The 13,793-nt window shown below is 61.2% G+C and carries 13 protein-coding genes; 8 read left to right on the forward strand and 5 right to left on the reverse strand.

From position 1 onward, the window contains the following. The first annotated feature begins 107 nt into the window (after positions 1 to 107). The 7 genes from ACIPO9_RS23430 to ACIPO9_RS23460 all read left to right on the forward strand — a co-directional run bounded on the left by ACIPO9_RS23430 (position 108) and on the right by ACIPO9_RS23460 (position 5,820). Positions 108 to 1,100, forward strand: coding sequence for an alpha/beta fold hydrolase (locus ACIPO9_RS23430; RefSeq protein ID WP_400783804.1), 993 nt, complete (start codon positions 108 to 110; stop codon positions 1,098 to 1,100). A 222-nt stretch (positions 1,101 to 1,322) separates the two neighbouring features. Continuing rightward, on the forward strand, positions 1,323 to 1,811 hold the full coding sequence (rraA, locus tag ACIPO9_RS23435; RefSeq protein ID WP_274133404.1) for a ribonuclease E activity regulator RraA: 489 nt from the start codon (positions 1,323 to 1,325) through the stop codon (positions 1,809 to 1,811). A 37-nt stretch (positions 1,812 to 1,848) separates the two neighbouring features. Beyond that, positions 1,849 to 2,844 (forward strand): zinc transporter ZntB, encoded by a 996-nt coding sequence (locus tag ACIPO9_RS23440; RefSeq protein WP_400783805.1) that lies wholly within the window; start codon positions 1,849 to 1,851, stop codon positions 2,842 to 2,844. A gap of 77 nt (positions 2,845 to 2,921) precedes the next feature. Then, entirely contained in the window at positions 2,922 to 3,173 is a 252-nt protein-coding gene (locus tag ACIPO9_RS23445) for a CrfX protein (RefSeq protein ID WP_274133402.1), read from the forward strand. A gap of 2 nt (positions 3,174 to 3,175) precedes the next feature. Beyond that, positions 3,176 to 4,000 carry a mechanosensitive ion channel family protein gene (locus tag ACIPO9_RS23450; protein WP_274133401.1) on the forward strand — a complete coding sequence of 275 codons (825 nt, stop codon included), beginning with the start codon at positions 3,176 to 3,178 and terminating at the stop codon, positions 3,998 to 4,000. Between the two features lie 87 nt (positions 4,001 to 4,087). Further along, positions 4,088 to 4,678 (forward strand): RNA polymerase sigma factor SigX, encoded by a 591-nt coding sequence (gene sigX / locus ACIPO9_RS23455; RefSeq protein WP_274133399.1) that lies wholly within the window; start codon positions 4,088 to 4,090, stop codon positions 4,676 to 4,678. 107 nt (positions 4,679 to 4,785) lie between these two features. Further along, positions 4,786 to 5,820 carry an OmpA family protein gene (locus ACIPO9_RS23460; RefSeq protein WP_274133398.1) on the forward strand — a complete coding sequence of 345 codons (1,035 nt, stop codon included), beginning with the start codon at positions 4,786 to 4,788 and terminating at the stop codon, positions 5,818 to 5,820. A gap of 201 nt (positions 5,821 to 6,021) precedes the next feature. Here ACIPO9_RS23460 and ACIPO9_RS23465 read toward each other — a convergent pair whose 3' ends face one another. The 4 genes from ACIPO9_RS23465 to ACIPO9_RS23480 all read right to left on the reverse strand — a co-directional run bounded on the left by ACIPO9_RS23465 (position 6,022) and on the right by ACIPO9_RS23480 (position 11,551). Next, complete coding sequence (locus ACIPO9_RS23465; RefSeq protein ID WP_400783807.1) at positions 6,022 to 7,716, reverse strand: protein kinase; 1,695 nt, start codon at positions 7,714 to 7,716, stop codon at positions 6,022 to 6,024. A gap of 18 nt (positions 7,717 to 7,734) precedes the next feature. Next, positions 7,735 to 8,946 (reverse strand): nitrate/nitrite transporter, encoded by a 1,212-nt coding sequence (locus tag ACIPO9_RS23470; RefSeq protein WP_400783810.1) that lies wholly within the window; start codon positions 8,944 to 8,946, stop codon positions 7,735 to 7,737. 808 nt (positions 8,947 to 9,754) lie between these two features. Next, a complete protein-coding gene (locus ACIPO9_RS23475; protein ID WP_274133395.1) occupies positions 9,755 to 10,330 on the reverse strand; it encodes an ANTAR domain-containing response regulator in 576 nt (191 codons plus the stop codon). 12 nt (positions 10,331 to 10,342) lie between these two features. Next, on the reverse strand, positions 10,343 to 11,551 hold the full coding sequence (locus tag ACIPO9_RS23480) for a CmpA/NrtA family ABC transporter substrate-binding protein (RefSeq protein ID WP_400783813.1): 1,209 nt from the start codon (positions 11,549 to 11,551) through the stop codon (positions 10,343 to 10,345). 255 nt (positions 11,552 to 11,806) lie between these two features. Here ACIPO9_RS23480 and ACIPO9_RS23485 point away from each other — a divergent pair, with 255 nt between their 5' ends. Further along, complete coding sequence (locus ACIPO9_RS23485; protein ID WP_400783815.1) at positions 11,807 to 12,829, forward strand: quinone-dependent dihydroorotate dehydrogenase; 1,023 nt, start codon at positions 11,807 to 11,809, stop codon at positions 12,827 to 12,829. A 174-nt stretch (positions 12,830 to 13,003) separates the two neighbouring features. Here ACIPO9_RS23485 and rmf read toward each other — a convergent pair whose 3' ends face one another. Further along, positions 13,004 to 13,219 (reverse strand): ribosome modulation factor, encoded by a 216-nt coding sequence (rmf, locus tag ACIPO9_RS23490; RefSeq protein WP_010223328.1) that lies wholly within the window; start codon positions 13,217 to 13,219, stop codon positions 13,004 to 13,006. Between the last annotated feature and the right edge of the window lie 574 nt (positions 13,220 to 13,793).

Consider the following 13,793-nt stretch of genomic DNA (forward strand, 5'->3'; position numbering starts at 1 on the left):
GCGGGCCCGTTTCGGCGGGCCGGTTCTCTTGGGAAGGGCGGCCTTGATGAGTCCGCCCTTTTTTCATGGGCCGTTTTCGCGCCAATTCAGAATCAAGCACGAGTTCTATGCAAAGCAGCAGCAATCTCTTTCCTGTGGCCTTGATCAGCGCCGAGCGGCGTGGCGACCTGATCGAGGACGTGTACCGCCTCAAACCCGGCAACAGCATGGACTTCACCGTCGAGCTGGCCGTGACTCGCCTGGGCCTGGTCGCCAACCCCGACGTGCGCGGCGTGCCGGTGATCCTGCTGCATGGCAGCTTCTCCAACCGGCGTTTCTGGTACTCGCCCAAGGGCATCGGCCTGGGTGCCTACCTGGCCCGGGCCGGTTTCGACGTGTGGATTGCAGAAATGCGCGGTCACGGTTTGTCGGCGCGTAATGAAGCCTATCGACACAATCGCGTGGCTGACTACGCAAGGTATGACCTGCCGGCCATTGGTGCATTCGTTCGTGAACAGAGCGGGCAGGCGCCGCACTGGATCGGCCATTCGCTGGGCGGCACCACCCTTGCCGCAGCGTTGGGCGGGCACTACTTCGACGCGGGCCTGGTGGCCTCGGCAGCGTTGTTCGGCAGCCAGGTCAGCCGCACCTACTGGCCGCTGAAAGTGCCGCCCGTGCAGTGGAGTACGCGCTTGCTGCTCAAGCGTTTCGATCATGTGTCCGGTGCGCGTTTCAAGCGCGGCCCCGAAGACGAGCCCATGGGGGTCGTGCTCGAAGCCATCGGCTGGCAGAGCCTGTTCGGCCGTTTTGGTGACAAGAAGGACGACTGGTGGTCAGGCCTGCGTCATGTGGACGTGCCGTTGCTGTGTGTCGCCGGTGCAGGCGATCACCAGGACCCTGAGTGGGCCTGTCGTGAACTCTTCGAGCAGTTCGGCGGCGAGCGCAAGGAGTTCTGGTGCCTTGGACGTGAGCAGGGTTTTGCCGAAGACTTCGGCCACGTGCAGATGCTGGTCAGCAAAGGCGCACAGGCGCAGGTCTGGCCGCAGGTCGCGGACTGGTTGAACCGGCAGGTGGGTGCCACTGAGCCTGAATCAACGCTGAACACGGTGGCAACTCCCTGATATAGAGCCCTCGCGGCCATTCCTATGCCCATCACTTGACGCTAAGCTAGCCGCCAGTTGATGAGCAGTACCCGGATTTCAAGGCAGGGCAATACTCGTCGGTCAGGTTTTTGTTCTATATAAGGAAGCATTGTGGTGGTGAGCGCGGTCAGACGTGCGTGCCACATTAACCTGCATGATGCAGGTCTTCCTTGAACACCCAGCCTTTGACAGGAGTTCAGCATGCATTACATCACTCCGGATTTGTGTGACGCCTACCCTGAACTGGTTCAGGTCGTCGAACCGATGTTCAGCAATTTTGGTGGTCGTGATTCGTTTGGCGGGGAAATCGTCACGCTCAAATGTTTCGAGGATAACTCGAAGGTGCGCGAGCAGGCCGACCAGAACGGCAAGGGCAAGGTGCTTGTCGTGGATGGTGGCGGTTCGCTGCGTTGTGCGTTGCTCGGGGACATGCTGGCCGAGAAAGCGGCCAAGAATGGCTGGGAAGGCATGGTCATCTATGGCTGCGTGCGTGACGTTGACGTTCTGGCGCAAACCGACCTGGGTGTGCAGGCCCTGGCCAGTCACCCGCTCAAGACCGAGAAACGCGGCCTTGGCGATCTGAACGTGGTCGTGGCCTTCGGTGGCGTGACCTTTCGCCCGGGCGAGTATGTGTATGCCGACAACAACGGCATCATCGTATCCAGAAGCCCTCTGAAAATGCCGGACTGACCGGCCTTTTCGTCATCGAGGAAAGCAAGGACAACTGATGTTCGACGAAACAAACGCGCAGTGGGGGCTGGTACACGCCCTGGTACTGGACGGGAAGGGCGGGGCGCGTTCAATCGCTCGGACCGAGCTCGACAGCCTGCAACTGGCGCCCACGGAAAGCGTGTGGCTCCACTGGGATCGCAGCCATCCGCAGACTCAGACCTGGCTGCGCACGGCCAGCGGCCTGAGTGAATTCGTCTGCGACCTCATGCTTGAGGAAAACACCCGGCCACGGCTGCTGCCGCTGCCGGACGATGAAATGCTGTTGTTCCTGCGCGGCGTCAACCTCAATCCGGGCGCTGAACCGGAAGACATGGTCTCGGTGCGCATCTTTGCCGCGGCCCAGCGGGTGATTTCCCTGCGTCTGCGCTCGCTGCGGGCGACCGACGAACTGATCGACCTGTTGAACGCGGGCAAGGGGCCGAAAACCGCTTCCGAGCTGCTGGTCTACCTGGCGCAACTGCTCACCGACAAGGTGCAGGCAGTGGTCAGCGAGCTGACCGAACTGGTCGATGACATGGAAGATCGCATAGATGCCGACGAACGGTATATGCCCGAGCACGGCAACATGGTGCACATCCGTCGAAGGGCGGCAGGCATGCGTCGATTCCTGGCGCCGCAGCGGGAAATCTACGCGCAATTGACCCGCAGCCGCTTGCCCTGGTTCGTCGAAGACGACTCGGACTATTGGAACGAATTGAACAACAGCCTGACCCGCTACCTCGAAGAGCTGGAACTGACCCGCGAGCGCGTCGGGCTGGTGCTCGAGGCCGAAGACAGACGCCTCAACGAGCGCATGAACCGGACCATGTACCGATTCGGCATCATCACCGGGATCTTCCTGCCGATGAGCTTCATTACCGGTCTGCTGGGCATCAACGTTGGCGGTATGCCGGGTGCCGACAGCCCCTGGGGTTTCATGATCGCGTGCCTGGTGATGATCGTCCTGGGGGGGGGTCAGATCTGGTGGTTCAAGCGTCTGCGCTGGATGTGACGGATGAAAATTGGCGTGCGGATGTGTGACTTGTGCAAAATTGCCTGCGTCTGTCTGTGACATTACGTGAGGTGCCTATGCACGACCCGTTTGAAGAATCACTGCGCGACATGCTCAATTCATCGTCCGCCAGCCGGGATGATGACGCAGTCCTGGGGCGCGTCCTCAAGACCGCCAATCGCCAGGTCGGGGCAGGGGATCTGTTCGGTCTGCTCGGGCGCTGCACCCAGGCATTGATGATTGCCGTGAACAACGGCTCTGCTCACGTTTCACCTGTTTCGCGTCGCAAGGCGACGGTTGCCGGCACTACAGAAAACAAGGCTGATTGAATATGGAATTGGATCTCTGGACACAGAGCCTGGTCACCGCAATGACTGCGTTGTGGACCAAAGTCGCGAACTTCATCCCGAACCTGTTCGGCGCTCTGGTGGTTGTTCTGTTGGGTTTCGTGGTGGCCAAGCTGCTCGATACCCTGCTGTCCAAGCTGTTGGCCAAGCTGGGCCTGGATCGCCTGATGGGCGGTACGGGCCTGACCAAACTGATCAGTCGCGCAGGGATCCAGGTCCCGATTTCGACGCTGATCGGAAAGATCGTGTATTGGTTTGTGCTCTTGATTTTCCTGGTGTCGGCGGCAGAATCCCTCGGCCTTGAGCGGGTCTCGGCGACACTGGACATGCTGGCGCTGTACTTGCCGAAGGTGTTCGGCGCAGCCTTGGTGCTGCTGGTGGGCGTCTTGCTGGCGCAACTGGTCAACGGCGTTGTGCGTGGCGCGGCCGAAGGCGTCGGGCTCGATTACGCCGCAGGCCTGGGGCGCATCGCTCAATGGCTGGTGATCATCATCAGCATTTCGGTGGCGATCAGCCAGCTGGAGGTCAAAACCGACCTGCTGAACCATGTGATCGTGATTGGATTGATTACCGTTGGTCTGGCAGTTGCGTTGGCCATGGGGCTTGGCAGTCGCGAAATCGCGAGCCAGATCCTGGCAGGAATTTATGTGCGGGAGCTGTATCAGGTAGGGCAACAAGTGCGTATTGGAGAGGTCGAAGGGCAGATCGAAGAGATTGGCACGGTGAAGACCACGCTGCTGACTGACGAGGGGGAACTGGTGTCGTTGTCGAACCGGATCCTGCTCGAGCAGCGAGTGAGCAGCCGCTGAACCGGCAAATCTGCTAATGTATGCCGCCCCAAAATCCCGGACGCCGGGATCTGGCGGACATTTTACTGACTGTCGGCACGACCTGTTTTGAATAAGCCCCAATCGCACTCACTGCGTTACGACCCCCGCGAGCTCTCCGACGAGGAGTTGGTGGCGCGCTCGCACGCCGAGCTGTTTCACGTCACTCGGGCGTACGAGGAGCTGATGCGGCGCTACCAGCGGACACTTTTTAACGTCTGCGCGCGCTATTTAGGGAACGATCGCGATGCTGACGATGTCTGTCAGGAGGTGATGCTTAAGGTGTTGTATGGCTTGAAGAATTTCGAGGGAAAATCGAAGTTCAAGACCTGGCTCTACAGCATCACCTACAACGAATGCATCACGCAGTATCGAAAGGAGCGGCGAAAGCGTCGGTTGATGGACGCCCTTAGCCTGGATCCTCTGGAGGAGGCGTCGGAAGACAAGACGCCGAAACCCGAAGAGAAGGGTGGGCTCGATCGCTGGCTTGTGCATGTGAACCCGATCGACCGGGAGATTCTGGTGCTTCGATTTGTCGCAGAGCTGGAATTTCAGGAGATCGCAGACATAATGCACATGGGCCTGAGTGCCACGAAAATGCGCTACAAACGGGCACTTGATAAATTACGTGAGAAATTTGCGGGCGTTACCGAAACTTAACTCGGAGCAAATATCTCTAACGGGCAGGCAAGTTCTGATAGACTTGCCGATGAGTTGTCTCTCGATTAGGGGGACTGCTTCACAATCACCAGATGGGGATTTAACGGATGAAACTGAAAAACACCTTGGGCTTGGCCATTGGTACTATTGTTGCCGCAACTTCGTTCGGCGCGCTGGCACAAGGCCAAGGCGCAGTCGAAATCGAAGGCTTCGCCAAGAAAGAACAGTTCGACAGCGCTCGTAATTTCAAAAATAACGGCAACCTGTTCGGCGGTTCTGTTGGCTACTTCCTGACCGACGACGTTGAATTGCGTCTGGGCTACGACGAAGTACACAACGTTCGCAGCGACGACGGTCGTAACATCAAGGGCGCGAACACCGCTCTGGACGCTCTGTACCACTTCAACAACCCGGGCGACATGCTGCGTCCGTACGTCTCGGCTGGTTTCTCCGACCAGAGCATCGGCCAGAACGGCCGTGGCGGTCGTGACCGCTCCACCTTCGCCAACCTGGGCGGCGGTGCCAAGCTGTACTTCACCGACAACTTCTACGCCCGTGCTGGCGTTGAAGCTCAGTACAACATCGACAAGGGCGACACCGAGTGGGCTCCTAGCGTCGGTATCGGTGTGAACTTCGGTGGCGGCTCCAAGAAAGTTGAAGCGGCACCAGCTCCAGTAGCTGAAGTGTGCTCCGACAGCGACAACGACGGCGTCTGCGACAACGTCGACAAGTGCCCTGACACCCCGGCCAACGTTACCGTTGATGCCAACGGTTGCCCGGCTGTTGCTGAAGTCGTACGTGTTGAGCTGGACGTGAAATTCGACTTCGACAAGTCGGTCGTCAAGCCAAACAGCTACGGTGACATCAAGAACCTGGCTGACTTCATGAAGCAGTACCCACAAACCACCACCACTGTTGAAGGTCACACTGACTCCGTCGGTCCTGACGCTTACAACCAGAAACTGTCCGAGCGTCGCGCTAGCGCCGTCAAGCAAGTTCTGGTTAACCAGTACGGTGTTGGCGCTAACCGCGTGAACTCGGTTGGCTACGGCGAAACCCGTCCAGTGGCTGACAACGCTACTGAAGCCGGTCGCGCTGTTAACCGTCGCGTAGAAGCACAAGTCGAAGCTCAAGCTAAGTAATTAGCCCACGCTTTGCGAAAAACCCGGCTCCGGCCGGGTTTTTCTTTTTCTGGATTCGGGTTCTGAACTACCGGGACCATGTCGGATATGTAGCCGTGAGGTATCGGTGAATGTACCGATGAACTGCCTGGTTAGTGGCAATTTAATATTCCTGCGGTCGCCACCAACTTCGGTGAATATCCAGGTGTAATCGACGCCTGTTCAACGCCGGAATAACCAGATCCACAGCACAAGATTCAACAGCAATGACAGCAATGCCACCGTTCTCCAGACCTTGACGGGCTCGCGCTCGAGCAAGGGCCTCGGGCGGATATTCAGCGTGGCAACTTCTCCCTTTTGCAATTGCGAAAGCCAGTGCTCGGCCGTCTCGAATCGCTTGCCGGGATCTGCCTGCAAGGCCTGATCCAGATGCCGTTCGATCCACTCGGGCACGTCCGGACGATAGCGGCTGGCAGGAATGGGCCGGGCGAATCGCCGATGCTGGAACGCCTCGATCTCACCGTAGGGATAATGCCCTGTCAGCAGGTAATACAGGGTGACACTCGCGGCATACAGGTCCAGGGACGCTGCAGGCTCTGCGCCTTCGAAGGCTTCTGGTGCGATGTAGCTCGGTGTGCCGGGAACGTCACCCGACGCCGAAGCCGACAGGCCGGGGCAGAAGGCAAGGCCGAAATCCAGCACGCGTAATTCGCCGTCTTCGTCGATCAACAGGTTTTCCGGCTTGATGTCCCGGTGCACGATGTTGCGTCGATGCAAAAGGCCCAGCGCGCTGAGCAGATCCCGTGCAAGTCTCAGCCAGGGCGTCAGTGCCATCGGGCCTTGCCGTGCGAACGTCTGCGCCAGGGTTTGCCCCGGGTACTCGCGCATGACGTAATACAGGTGCTGACGATCCGCCAATGGATGCACCTCGGGAAAGAAACGCCCCGCGACACGCCGCAGAAACCATTCCTCCAGCAACAGCGCCTGTCCCGCGCTATTGTCGTCATGGCGGGTCTCCGGCAGTGTCTTGAGCAGCCAGGGCTGTTGCTGACCGTCGTAGACCCGATACAGCTGTGACTGGCGTGAGTCGCCAAGGCGGGACTGAACCTTCCAGCCCTCGAAGTGCTGGCCCGGCTTGAGCGGCGGGGGCACTGGCCCTTGCTGCAATTGCAGCAGCGTGTCCCCCAGCGTGTCGCTGCCCAGTTGCAGGACTTCGATCAGCACTGCACTGGCGTTGTCCTGGCTGCCCGCCAAGTGCGCCGACTGCACCAGGGTGCGTACAGCGGCGTCCAGATCGTTCTGCTCATTGAGAGTCGAGCGGATGCGATCGTCGCCCAGCACGGCCCAGACTCCGTCGCTGACCAGCAGCAAGCGTTCGCCCTCACGTAGTTCGGCGTCCCGGTAATCCATGACCACATACTGATCCAGCCCCAGCGCGCGTTTGAGCACGTGCTGCATGTCCGGCTGCTCCCAGACGTGATCCTCGGTGATGCGCTGCAAGGTGCCATCCAGCCAGCGATAGACGCGGCAGTCGCCCACGTGGGCGAGGGTGAAGCGGCGCCCGCGCAAGACCAGCGCGCTGAGGGTGGTCAGCAGGCCATTGGCTTGCAGCCAGCGGTTCTGCGCCAGGAGCAGGCGGTCCAGCGCCTGTGCGATGCCCCAGGTTTCGGGCGTGGAGTAGTAATCCATGGCCAGTGCCTGGAGGGTCGAGCGGGACGCCAAACCCCCATCGACGCACTGACTCACACCGTCGGCCAGCGCAAAGACATAGCCTTTGCTGGCCGCAAGCGCCGGGGCAGGGGTGACCAGGCGGGTGGCGTCCTGGTTTTCCGCCCTGGGGCCACTGGCGCTGAATTCGGCGAAGCGCAGTTGCAGGCCGACCGCAGGCTCGGGTTTCAGCGTCAGTGGCTGGTTCATCGTCAAGCCTCGTTGGCGTCAGACACGTGCTGCGGTCACGGCGGCCGAACCCCAGGTGGTTCTCCAGCGGCGCTTGACGTTCATCAGGCCGAACCACGCCAGCACACCCAGCAGGGCGAACAGCCAGAGTCCCAGTTGGTAGTCGCCGGTGTTCTGTTTGATCGCGCCCAGGCCTGCGGCCAGCAGGAAGCCGCCGATGCCGCCTGCCATGCCGATCAGGCCGGTCATGACGCCGATTTCCTTGCGAAAGCGTTGGGGCACCAACTGGAACACCGCGCCGTTGCCGGCACCCAGGCCAAGCATCGCGGCGACGAACAGTGCCAGGGCAGCCCAGGAACTGGGCAGGTTGAAGCCTACGGCGGCGATGCAGATCGCTGCCACCGCGTACATGCCCGAGAGGGTGCGGATGCCGCCGAAGCGATCGGCCATTGCGCCGCCCAGCGGACGCATCAGGCTGCCGCCGAACACGCACGCAGCGGTGTAGTAGCCGGCGGTCACGGGGCTTAGGCCATATTGATCGTTGAAGTAGCCGGGCAGGGCGCTCGCCAGGCCAATGAAGCCGCCGAAGGTGACGCTGTAGAAGAACATGAACCACCAGCTGTCGCGGTCACCCAGCGCCTTGAAGTAGTCCGCCATGGACTTGGCCTTCGGGCGTTCCGGCGCGTTTTTCGCCATCAGCGAGAAGGCCAGCAGGGTCAACAGCAGCGGCACCACGGCGAAGCCGAACACGTTGTTCCAGCCGAAGCTTGCGGCCAGTAGCGGCGCGATCAGCGCGGCGAATACGGTGCCCGAGTTACCGGCCCCGGCGATCCCCATGGCCTTGCCCTGGTGCTGCGGCGGATACCATTGGGACGCCAGGGGCAGGGCGACGGCGAACGAGGCCCCTGCCATGCCCAGGCCAACGCCCAGCAGCAGCGCCTGTTCATAGCTGTGGATCCCCAGTTGCCAGGCGCAGAACAGCGAGACGATGACGATGACCTGGCCGATGATCCCGGCGGTCTTGGGTGACAACTGATCAGCCAGCATGCCCATCAGGAAGCGCAGGATGGCTCCGGCCAGAATCGGCGTGGCCACCATCAGCCCGCGCTGTTGCGTGGTCAGGTGCAGGTCGGTGGCGATCTGCACCGCCAGAGGGCCCAGCAGGTACCAGACCATGAAACTCAGGTCGAAGTAGAGGAAGGCTGCAAACAGCGTGGGTTTATGGCCGGCTTTCCAAAAGCTTGTATTCATCTAACACCTCATCTGCAGGAATGTGTTGCGCGTGCCGGGTGCGGCGCACCGTCACGGGTCAGGTCTTGCAGGTGAAGCACCAGCCCGGCGCTCCACCCGGCCCGTTTCCGGGACCAGAACGAAAAAACGTCGCAACCCTGTCCGCCCATGGCGAAGGGGTGTGCGACGTCTTTGTCGAAAGTGGGGCAACCGCCGTTGGCTACCTGTGTGGTCTACCTAGCAAAACCTGGGCCAGCGCACCCAGGTCACCCCAATCCCGTAGCAGTCCGGCTTGCCGGCGTCAGCGCCCGCGAAATCGCCCCGCCGGCAAGCCGTGCTGCTACGGTTATGCGGAGTTGCTGCGAGCACCGCTTGGCCCTTATCTGTAGGAGCGCGCTTGCCCGCGACGGCGGCGTGGCAGGCAACATGGAAACGTCAGGCCTTACACCTTCGCGGGCGAGCCCGCTCCCACAGGGGATTGTGTGTATTCCCGGATGTCGTACTCGTCCCAATCCCGTAGCAGTCCGGCTCTGCGAGCACCGCTTGCCCCTTATCTGTAGGAGCGCGCTTGCCCGCGACGGCGGCGTGCCAGGCGACATCGAAGCGTCAGGCCTGACGCCTTCGCGGGCGAGCCCGCTCCCACAGGGATTGTGTGTATTCCCGGATGTTGTACTCGCCCCAATCCCGTAGCGGTCCGGCTTGCCGGCGTCAGCGCCCGCGAAATCGCCCCGCCGGCAAGCCGTGCTGCTACGGTCAGCGGGAGGACGTGGCATCAGGTCTACCCCCAATCCCGTAGCAGCCGGGCTTGCCCGCGGGGAGGCCCTTGAGGTCAGCCCAGCAACTCGCTCATGGCAATGATCTGCTCGGCGACCTGGATCAGCTTCTGCTGTCGACTCATGGCCTGGCGCCGCATCAGGGTGTAGGCCTCTTCTTCGTTGCAGCTCTTCATCTTCATCAACAAACCCTTGGCCGTCTCGATGCGTTTGCGCTCGGCCAGTTGCTGGTCACGGGCGTGCAACTGCGCGCGCAGGTCCTGGTCGCTTTCGAACCGGGCCATGGCCACGTCGAGAATCGGCTGCAGACGCTGGGCGTAAATACCTTCGACGATGTAGGCGCTGACCCCGGACTTGATCGCCTGACGCATCACCCCTGGGTCATGCTCGTCGGTGAACATCACGATCGGGCGGGGCTGGTCGCGGGTGACCAGCACCACCTGCTCCATCACGTCGCGGCTCGGGGATTCGGTGTCGATCAGAATCACGTCCGGGCGCACGGCCTCGACCCGTTTGGGCAGGTCGATGACCAGGCCGGACTCGTCGATCACCTCGAAACCCGCCTCGGTCAGCGCGTTCTTGAGACGCCCGACCTTCTTCGCCGTGTCGTTGATCAACAGGATTCGCAGCATGCAGGCGTCTCCTCAGTGATCAGCGGCGACAGGCGCGCAATCGGCCAGTGCGTGGAGGGTGAAGCTGCGGGCGTACCCGGCCGGATCGCTGCCATCCCAGACCTTGCCGTCGATCAACTGGCTGCTGCGCATGGAATCGCTCGGCACCCGTATATCCATCGCTTCGGCGGCCTGGCGGTACAGCGCCAATTGCTGCACCTGCCGGGCGACGCCCAGGTAATCAGGGTCTTCGCGCAGCAGGCCCCAGCGGCGGAACTGGGTCATGAACCACATGCCGTCCGACAGCCAGGGCATGTTCACCTGGCCCTTGCGATGAAAACTCAAGGCGTGATGATCCTGCCAGTGATTGCCCAGCCCGTCGCTGTATTCGCCCAGCAGGCGTGCCTCGATGTCCTCGACCGGGGCGTTCACATAATCGGCACCGCTGAGCATCTGCGCGGTGCTGCGGCGGTTGTCCAGGCTCTGCTCGATGAAACGGCTCGCGTCGAGCACCGCCATCACCAGCGCACGCGCGGTGTTGGGGTATTGCTGGACGAACTCGCGACTGCAGCCCAGGACCTTCTCCGGATGATCGGGCCAGATGGTCTGGGACGTCGCCAGGGTGAACCCCAGGTTCTGGCTCACAGCCCGCGCACCCCAGGGCTCCCCCACGCAGAAGCCATCGATACGCTGCGCCTCCAGGTGATCGACCATCCGCGCAGGCGGCACCACCACGCTGTCGACGTCCTGCAGCGGGTGAATGCCCTGGCTCGCCAGCCAGTAATACAGCCACATCGCGTGGTTGCCGGTGGGCAGGGTCTGGGCGAAGGTGAGTTTTGTCTCGCTTTGGTGCGTGCGTTGCTCCAGCGCCTCAGGAGTGACCACGCCCTGATCCTTCAGCGCACTGGACAGGTTGATGCTCTGGCCGTTCTGGTTCAGGCCCATGAGCACGGCCATGTCAGTGGCGGGGCCACCGATGCCCAGTTGCGCGGCGTAGATCAGGCCGTAGAGGCTGTGTGCGGCGTGCAGTTCGCGATTGATCAGCTTGTCCCGCAGCGCCGACCACGAAGGCTGGCGCCGCAGGTTGATGTTCAGGCCGTAGGGCTGGGCGAAGCCCTGGGTGGCGGCGACGATCAACGAGGCGCTGTCGGTCAGGGCCATGAAGCCGACATCGATGCTGTTCAGTTCCGGTGCATCGCTGCCGTTGATCCAGGCCAGTGGGCTGTTGAGGCTGTCAGTCATGATTGTCGGTTCCGCCTGAAGGCTGCCTGCCTTCCATAAAAAAACGCCGCATCCTCCGAACGCTGCCCGGACGATCGCGACGCCATTGTCCCGGACAGGACCCGCCGTTGGGTCGCGCCGGCTGTACAGGCTCAAGCAAGCGATATGCCAGCGATGCCGGGCCGGCGCGCAAAGTTGCCGACATGCCTCGCACTCACCCCCGCGCACGTCTATAATCGGCGGCTGACTTCAGCCGCAATCGAGCCGCGCCCGCCCATGTATAACCTGGCCCGCCAGTTACTGTTCAAACTCTCCCCGGAAACCTCCCACGATCTGTCCATCGACCTGATCGGTGCAGGCGGTCGCCTGGGGCTCAATGGCCTGTTCAACAAGGCGCCCGTGCGGTTGCCGGTGACGGTCATGGGCTTGCAGTTCCCGAACCCGGTGGGCCTGGCCGCGGGCCTGGACAAGAACGGCGCGGCCATCGACGGCTTCGCGCAACTGGGTTTCGGTTTCGTCGAGATCGGCACCGTCACGCCGCGTCCGCAGCCGGGCAACCCCAAGCCGCGGATTTTCCGCCTGCCCCATGCCGAGGGCATCATCAATCGCATGGGCTTCAACAACCTGGGCGTCGATAACCTGGTCAGCCGCGTGCAGGCGGCCAAGTACAATGGCGTGCTGGGGATCAACATCGGCAAGAATTTCGACACGCCGGTCGAGCGCGCCGTCGACGACTACCTGATCTGCCTGGACAAGGTCTATGCCCACGCCAGCTACATCACCGTCAATGTCAGTTCGCCCAACACCCCGGGCCTGCGCAGCCTGCAGTTCGGCGATTCGCTCAAGCAACTGCTCGAAGCGCTGCGTGTGCGCCAGGAAGCCCTGACCGGGATCCACGGCAAGCGCGTTCCGTTGGCGATCAAGATCGCCCCGGACATGAGCGACGAGGAAACCGTACTGGTGGCCAGCGCCTTGCTGGAATCGGGTATGGACGCGGTCATCGCCACCAACACCACCCTGAGCCGTGAACGCGTTGAAGGGCTGCCCCATGCCGATGAGGCCGGTGGCCTGTCGGGTGCGCCGGTGCGCGAGAAGAGCACCCATATCGTCAAGGTGCTGGCGGGCGAACTGGGCGGCAAGTTGCCGATCATCGCGGCCGGCGGCATCACCGAAGGCCGTCATGCGGCCGAGAAGATCGCAGCCGGTGCCAGCCTGGTGCAGATCTATTCGGGTTTCATCTACAAGGGGCCGGCGCTGATTCGCGAGTCGGTTGACGCCATCGCGGCGATGTCCCGCTAAGCGCTGTTTTTTCAAGCCCAAAAAAGAGGGGCTCCGCTATGGAGCCCCTCTTTGGGCGCTAGCCCGCCGTCCGGATGGGACGTGCATGGTTATTTGCAAACGAAGCTGATTTTTTCCGATCTCTCTGTTTGAAGAAACCTTGATAAGTCGGGTTGTACCGTCGATTGTTGAGTGTCAGCCGACCGCGTGAAGTTCGTTGAGTCTGTGTATACCCGCAGTGCCGGTCATACCGTCCCAGTTGTCGCCGCGTCCTTCGCGCCAGCCGTTGATCCAGGCTTGACGTACTGACGGTAGAGTAAAGGGGCAAAGCTCACGGGATTTACCAGTTACGCCGTATTGATATCCGCGCGAAAAAGCTCTTTCCAACGGATCACGCTTAAGTCTTCTCATAGGGTGTTGCCCTCGTTTGTTGACTGTAATGTCCCTGGAGACCTCAGGTCGAGGTCGGGCAGAAATCTTCTGCCGTTGAATGCCCGCTGCCGGCGTCGCGGGCCTTGGTGCCATCGTCGTTGCGGCGACGGCCTGTGGTGATTTCTAACCATTGGGCGGGACGTTGTGAATGACCGTTTTGTCATAAGAACGTAACCCTTGAAGCATAAAGGCCATAAGTGCTGAATCGTTTCGAGTGGTTTTTTTCAGCCAAGCGCCCTGAAACGAGGGTCTTGATGAAATTTGCGAGTCGTTCTCATATGCAAATGATGGCGGATTGACGTCAGATTTAAAACGACGAAGGGTCAAGGATGTGACTTTTTATTACTTCCGTTGTCGGGCTGAATAGTGGTTTTTTAATATCAAAATGCGCGCCGGGTGTTTCTGGCGAGCATAAACGCCGCAGACGAAATGTATCGTCGCGGCATTGGCACAACCGGTGTGCCGCGCAGGCGTTCTCCACGAAAGACGCCTGTTGTAAATCGGGCGGGACGATGCGTCGTCCCGCCACTCACAGCCAACAGGCCTGGAATAC

Source organism: Pseudomonas sp. NPDC090203 (genome assembly GCF_044746765.1).
Classification (GTDB): Bacteria; Pseudomonadota; Gammaproteobacteria; order Pseudomonadales; family Pseudomonadaceae; genus Aquipseudomonas; species Aquipseudomonas putida_AD.

Excerpts from the sequence above, each read along its gene's own strand:
- ACIPO9_RS23430 (WP_400783804.1), top strand. The coding sequence starts at position 108 with ATGCAAAGCAGCAGCAATCTCTTTCCTGTGGCCTTGATCAGCGCCGAG.
- rraA (WP_274133404.1), top strand. The coding sequence starts at position 1,323 with ATGCATTACATCACTCCGGATTTGTGTGACGCCTACCCTGAACTGGTT.
- ACIPO9_RS23440 (WP_400783805.1), top strand. The coding sequence starts at position 1,849 with ATGTTCGACGAAACAAACGCGCAGTGGGGGCTGGTACACGCCCTGGTA.
- ACIPO9_RS23445 (WP_274133402.1), top strand. The coding sequence starts at position 2,922 with ATGCACGACCCGTTTGAAGAATCACTGCGCGACATGCTCAATTCATCG.
- ACIPO9_RS23450 (WP_274133401.1), top strand. The coding sequence starts at position 3,176 with ATGGAATTGGATCTCTGGACACAGAGCCTGGTCACCGCAATGACTGCG.
- ACIPO9_RS23460 (WP_274133398.1), top strand. The coding sequence starts at position 4,786 with ATGAAACTGAAAAACACCTTGGGCTTGGCCATTGGTACTATTGTTGCC.
- ACIPO9_RS23465 (WP_400783807.1), bottom strand. The coding sequence starts at position 7,716 with ATGAACCAGCCACTGACGCTGAAACCCGAGCCTGCGGTCGGCCTGCAA.
- ACIPO9_RS23470 (WP_400783810.1), bottom strand. The coding sequence starts at position 8,946 with ATGAATACAAGCTTTTGGAAAGCCGGCCATAAACCCACGCTGTTTGCA.
- ACIPO9_RS23475 (WP_274133395.1), bottom strand. The coding sequence starts at position 10,330 with ATGCTGCGAATCCTGTTGATCAACGACACGGCGAAGAAGGTCGGGCGT.
- ACIPO9_RS23480 (WP_400783813.1), bottom strand. The coding sequence starts at position 11,551 with ATGACTGACAGCCTCAACAGCCCACTGGCCTGGATCAACGGCAGCGAT.
- ACIPO9_RS23485 (WP_400783815.1), top strand. The coding sequence starts at position 11,807 with ATGTATAACCTGGCCCGCCAGTTACTGTTCAAACTCTCCCCGGAAACC.
- rmf (WP_010223328.1), bottom strand. The coding sequence starts at position 13,219 with ATGAGAAGACTTAAGCGTGATCCGTTGGAAAGAGCTTTTTCGCGCGGA.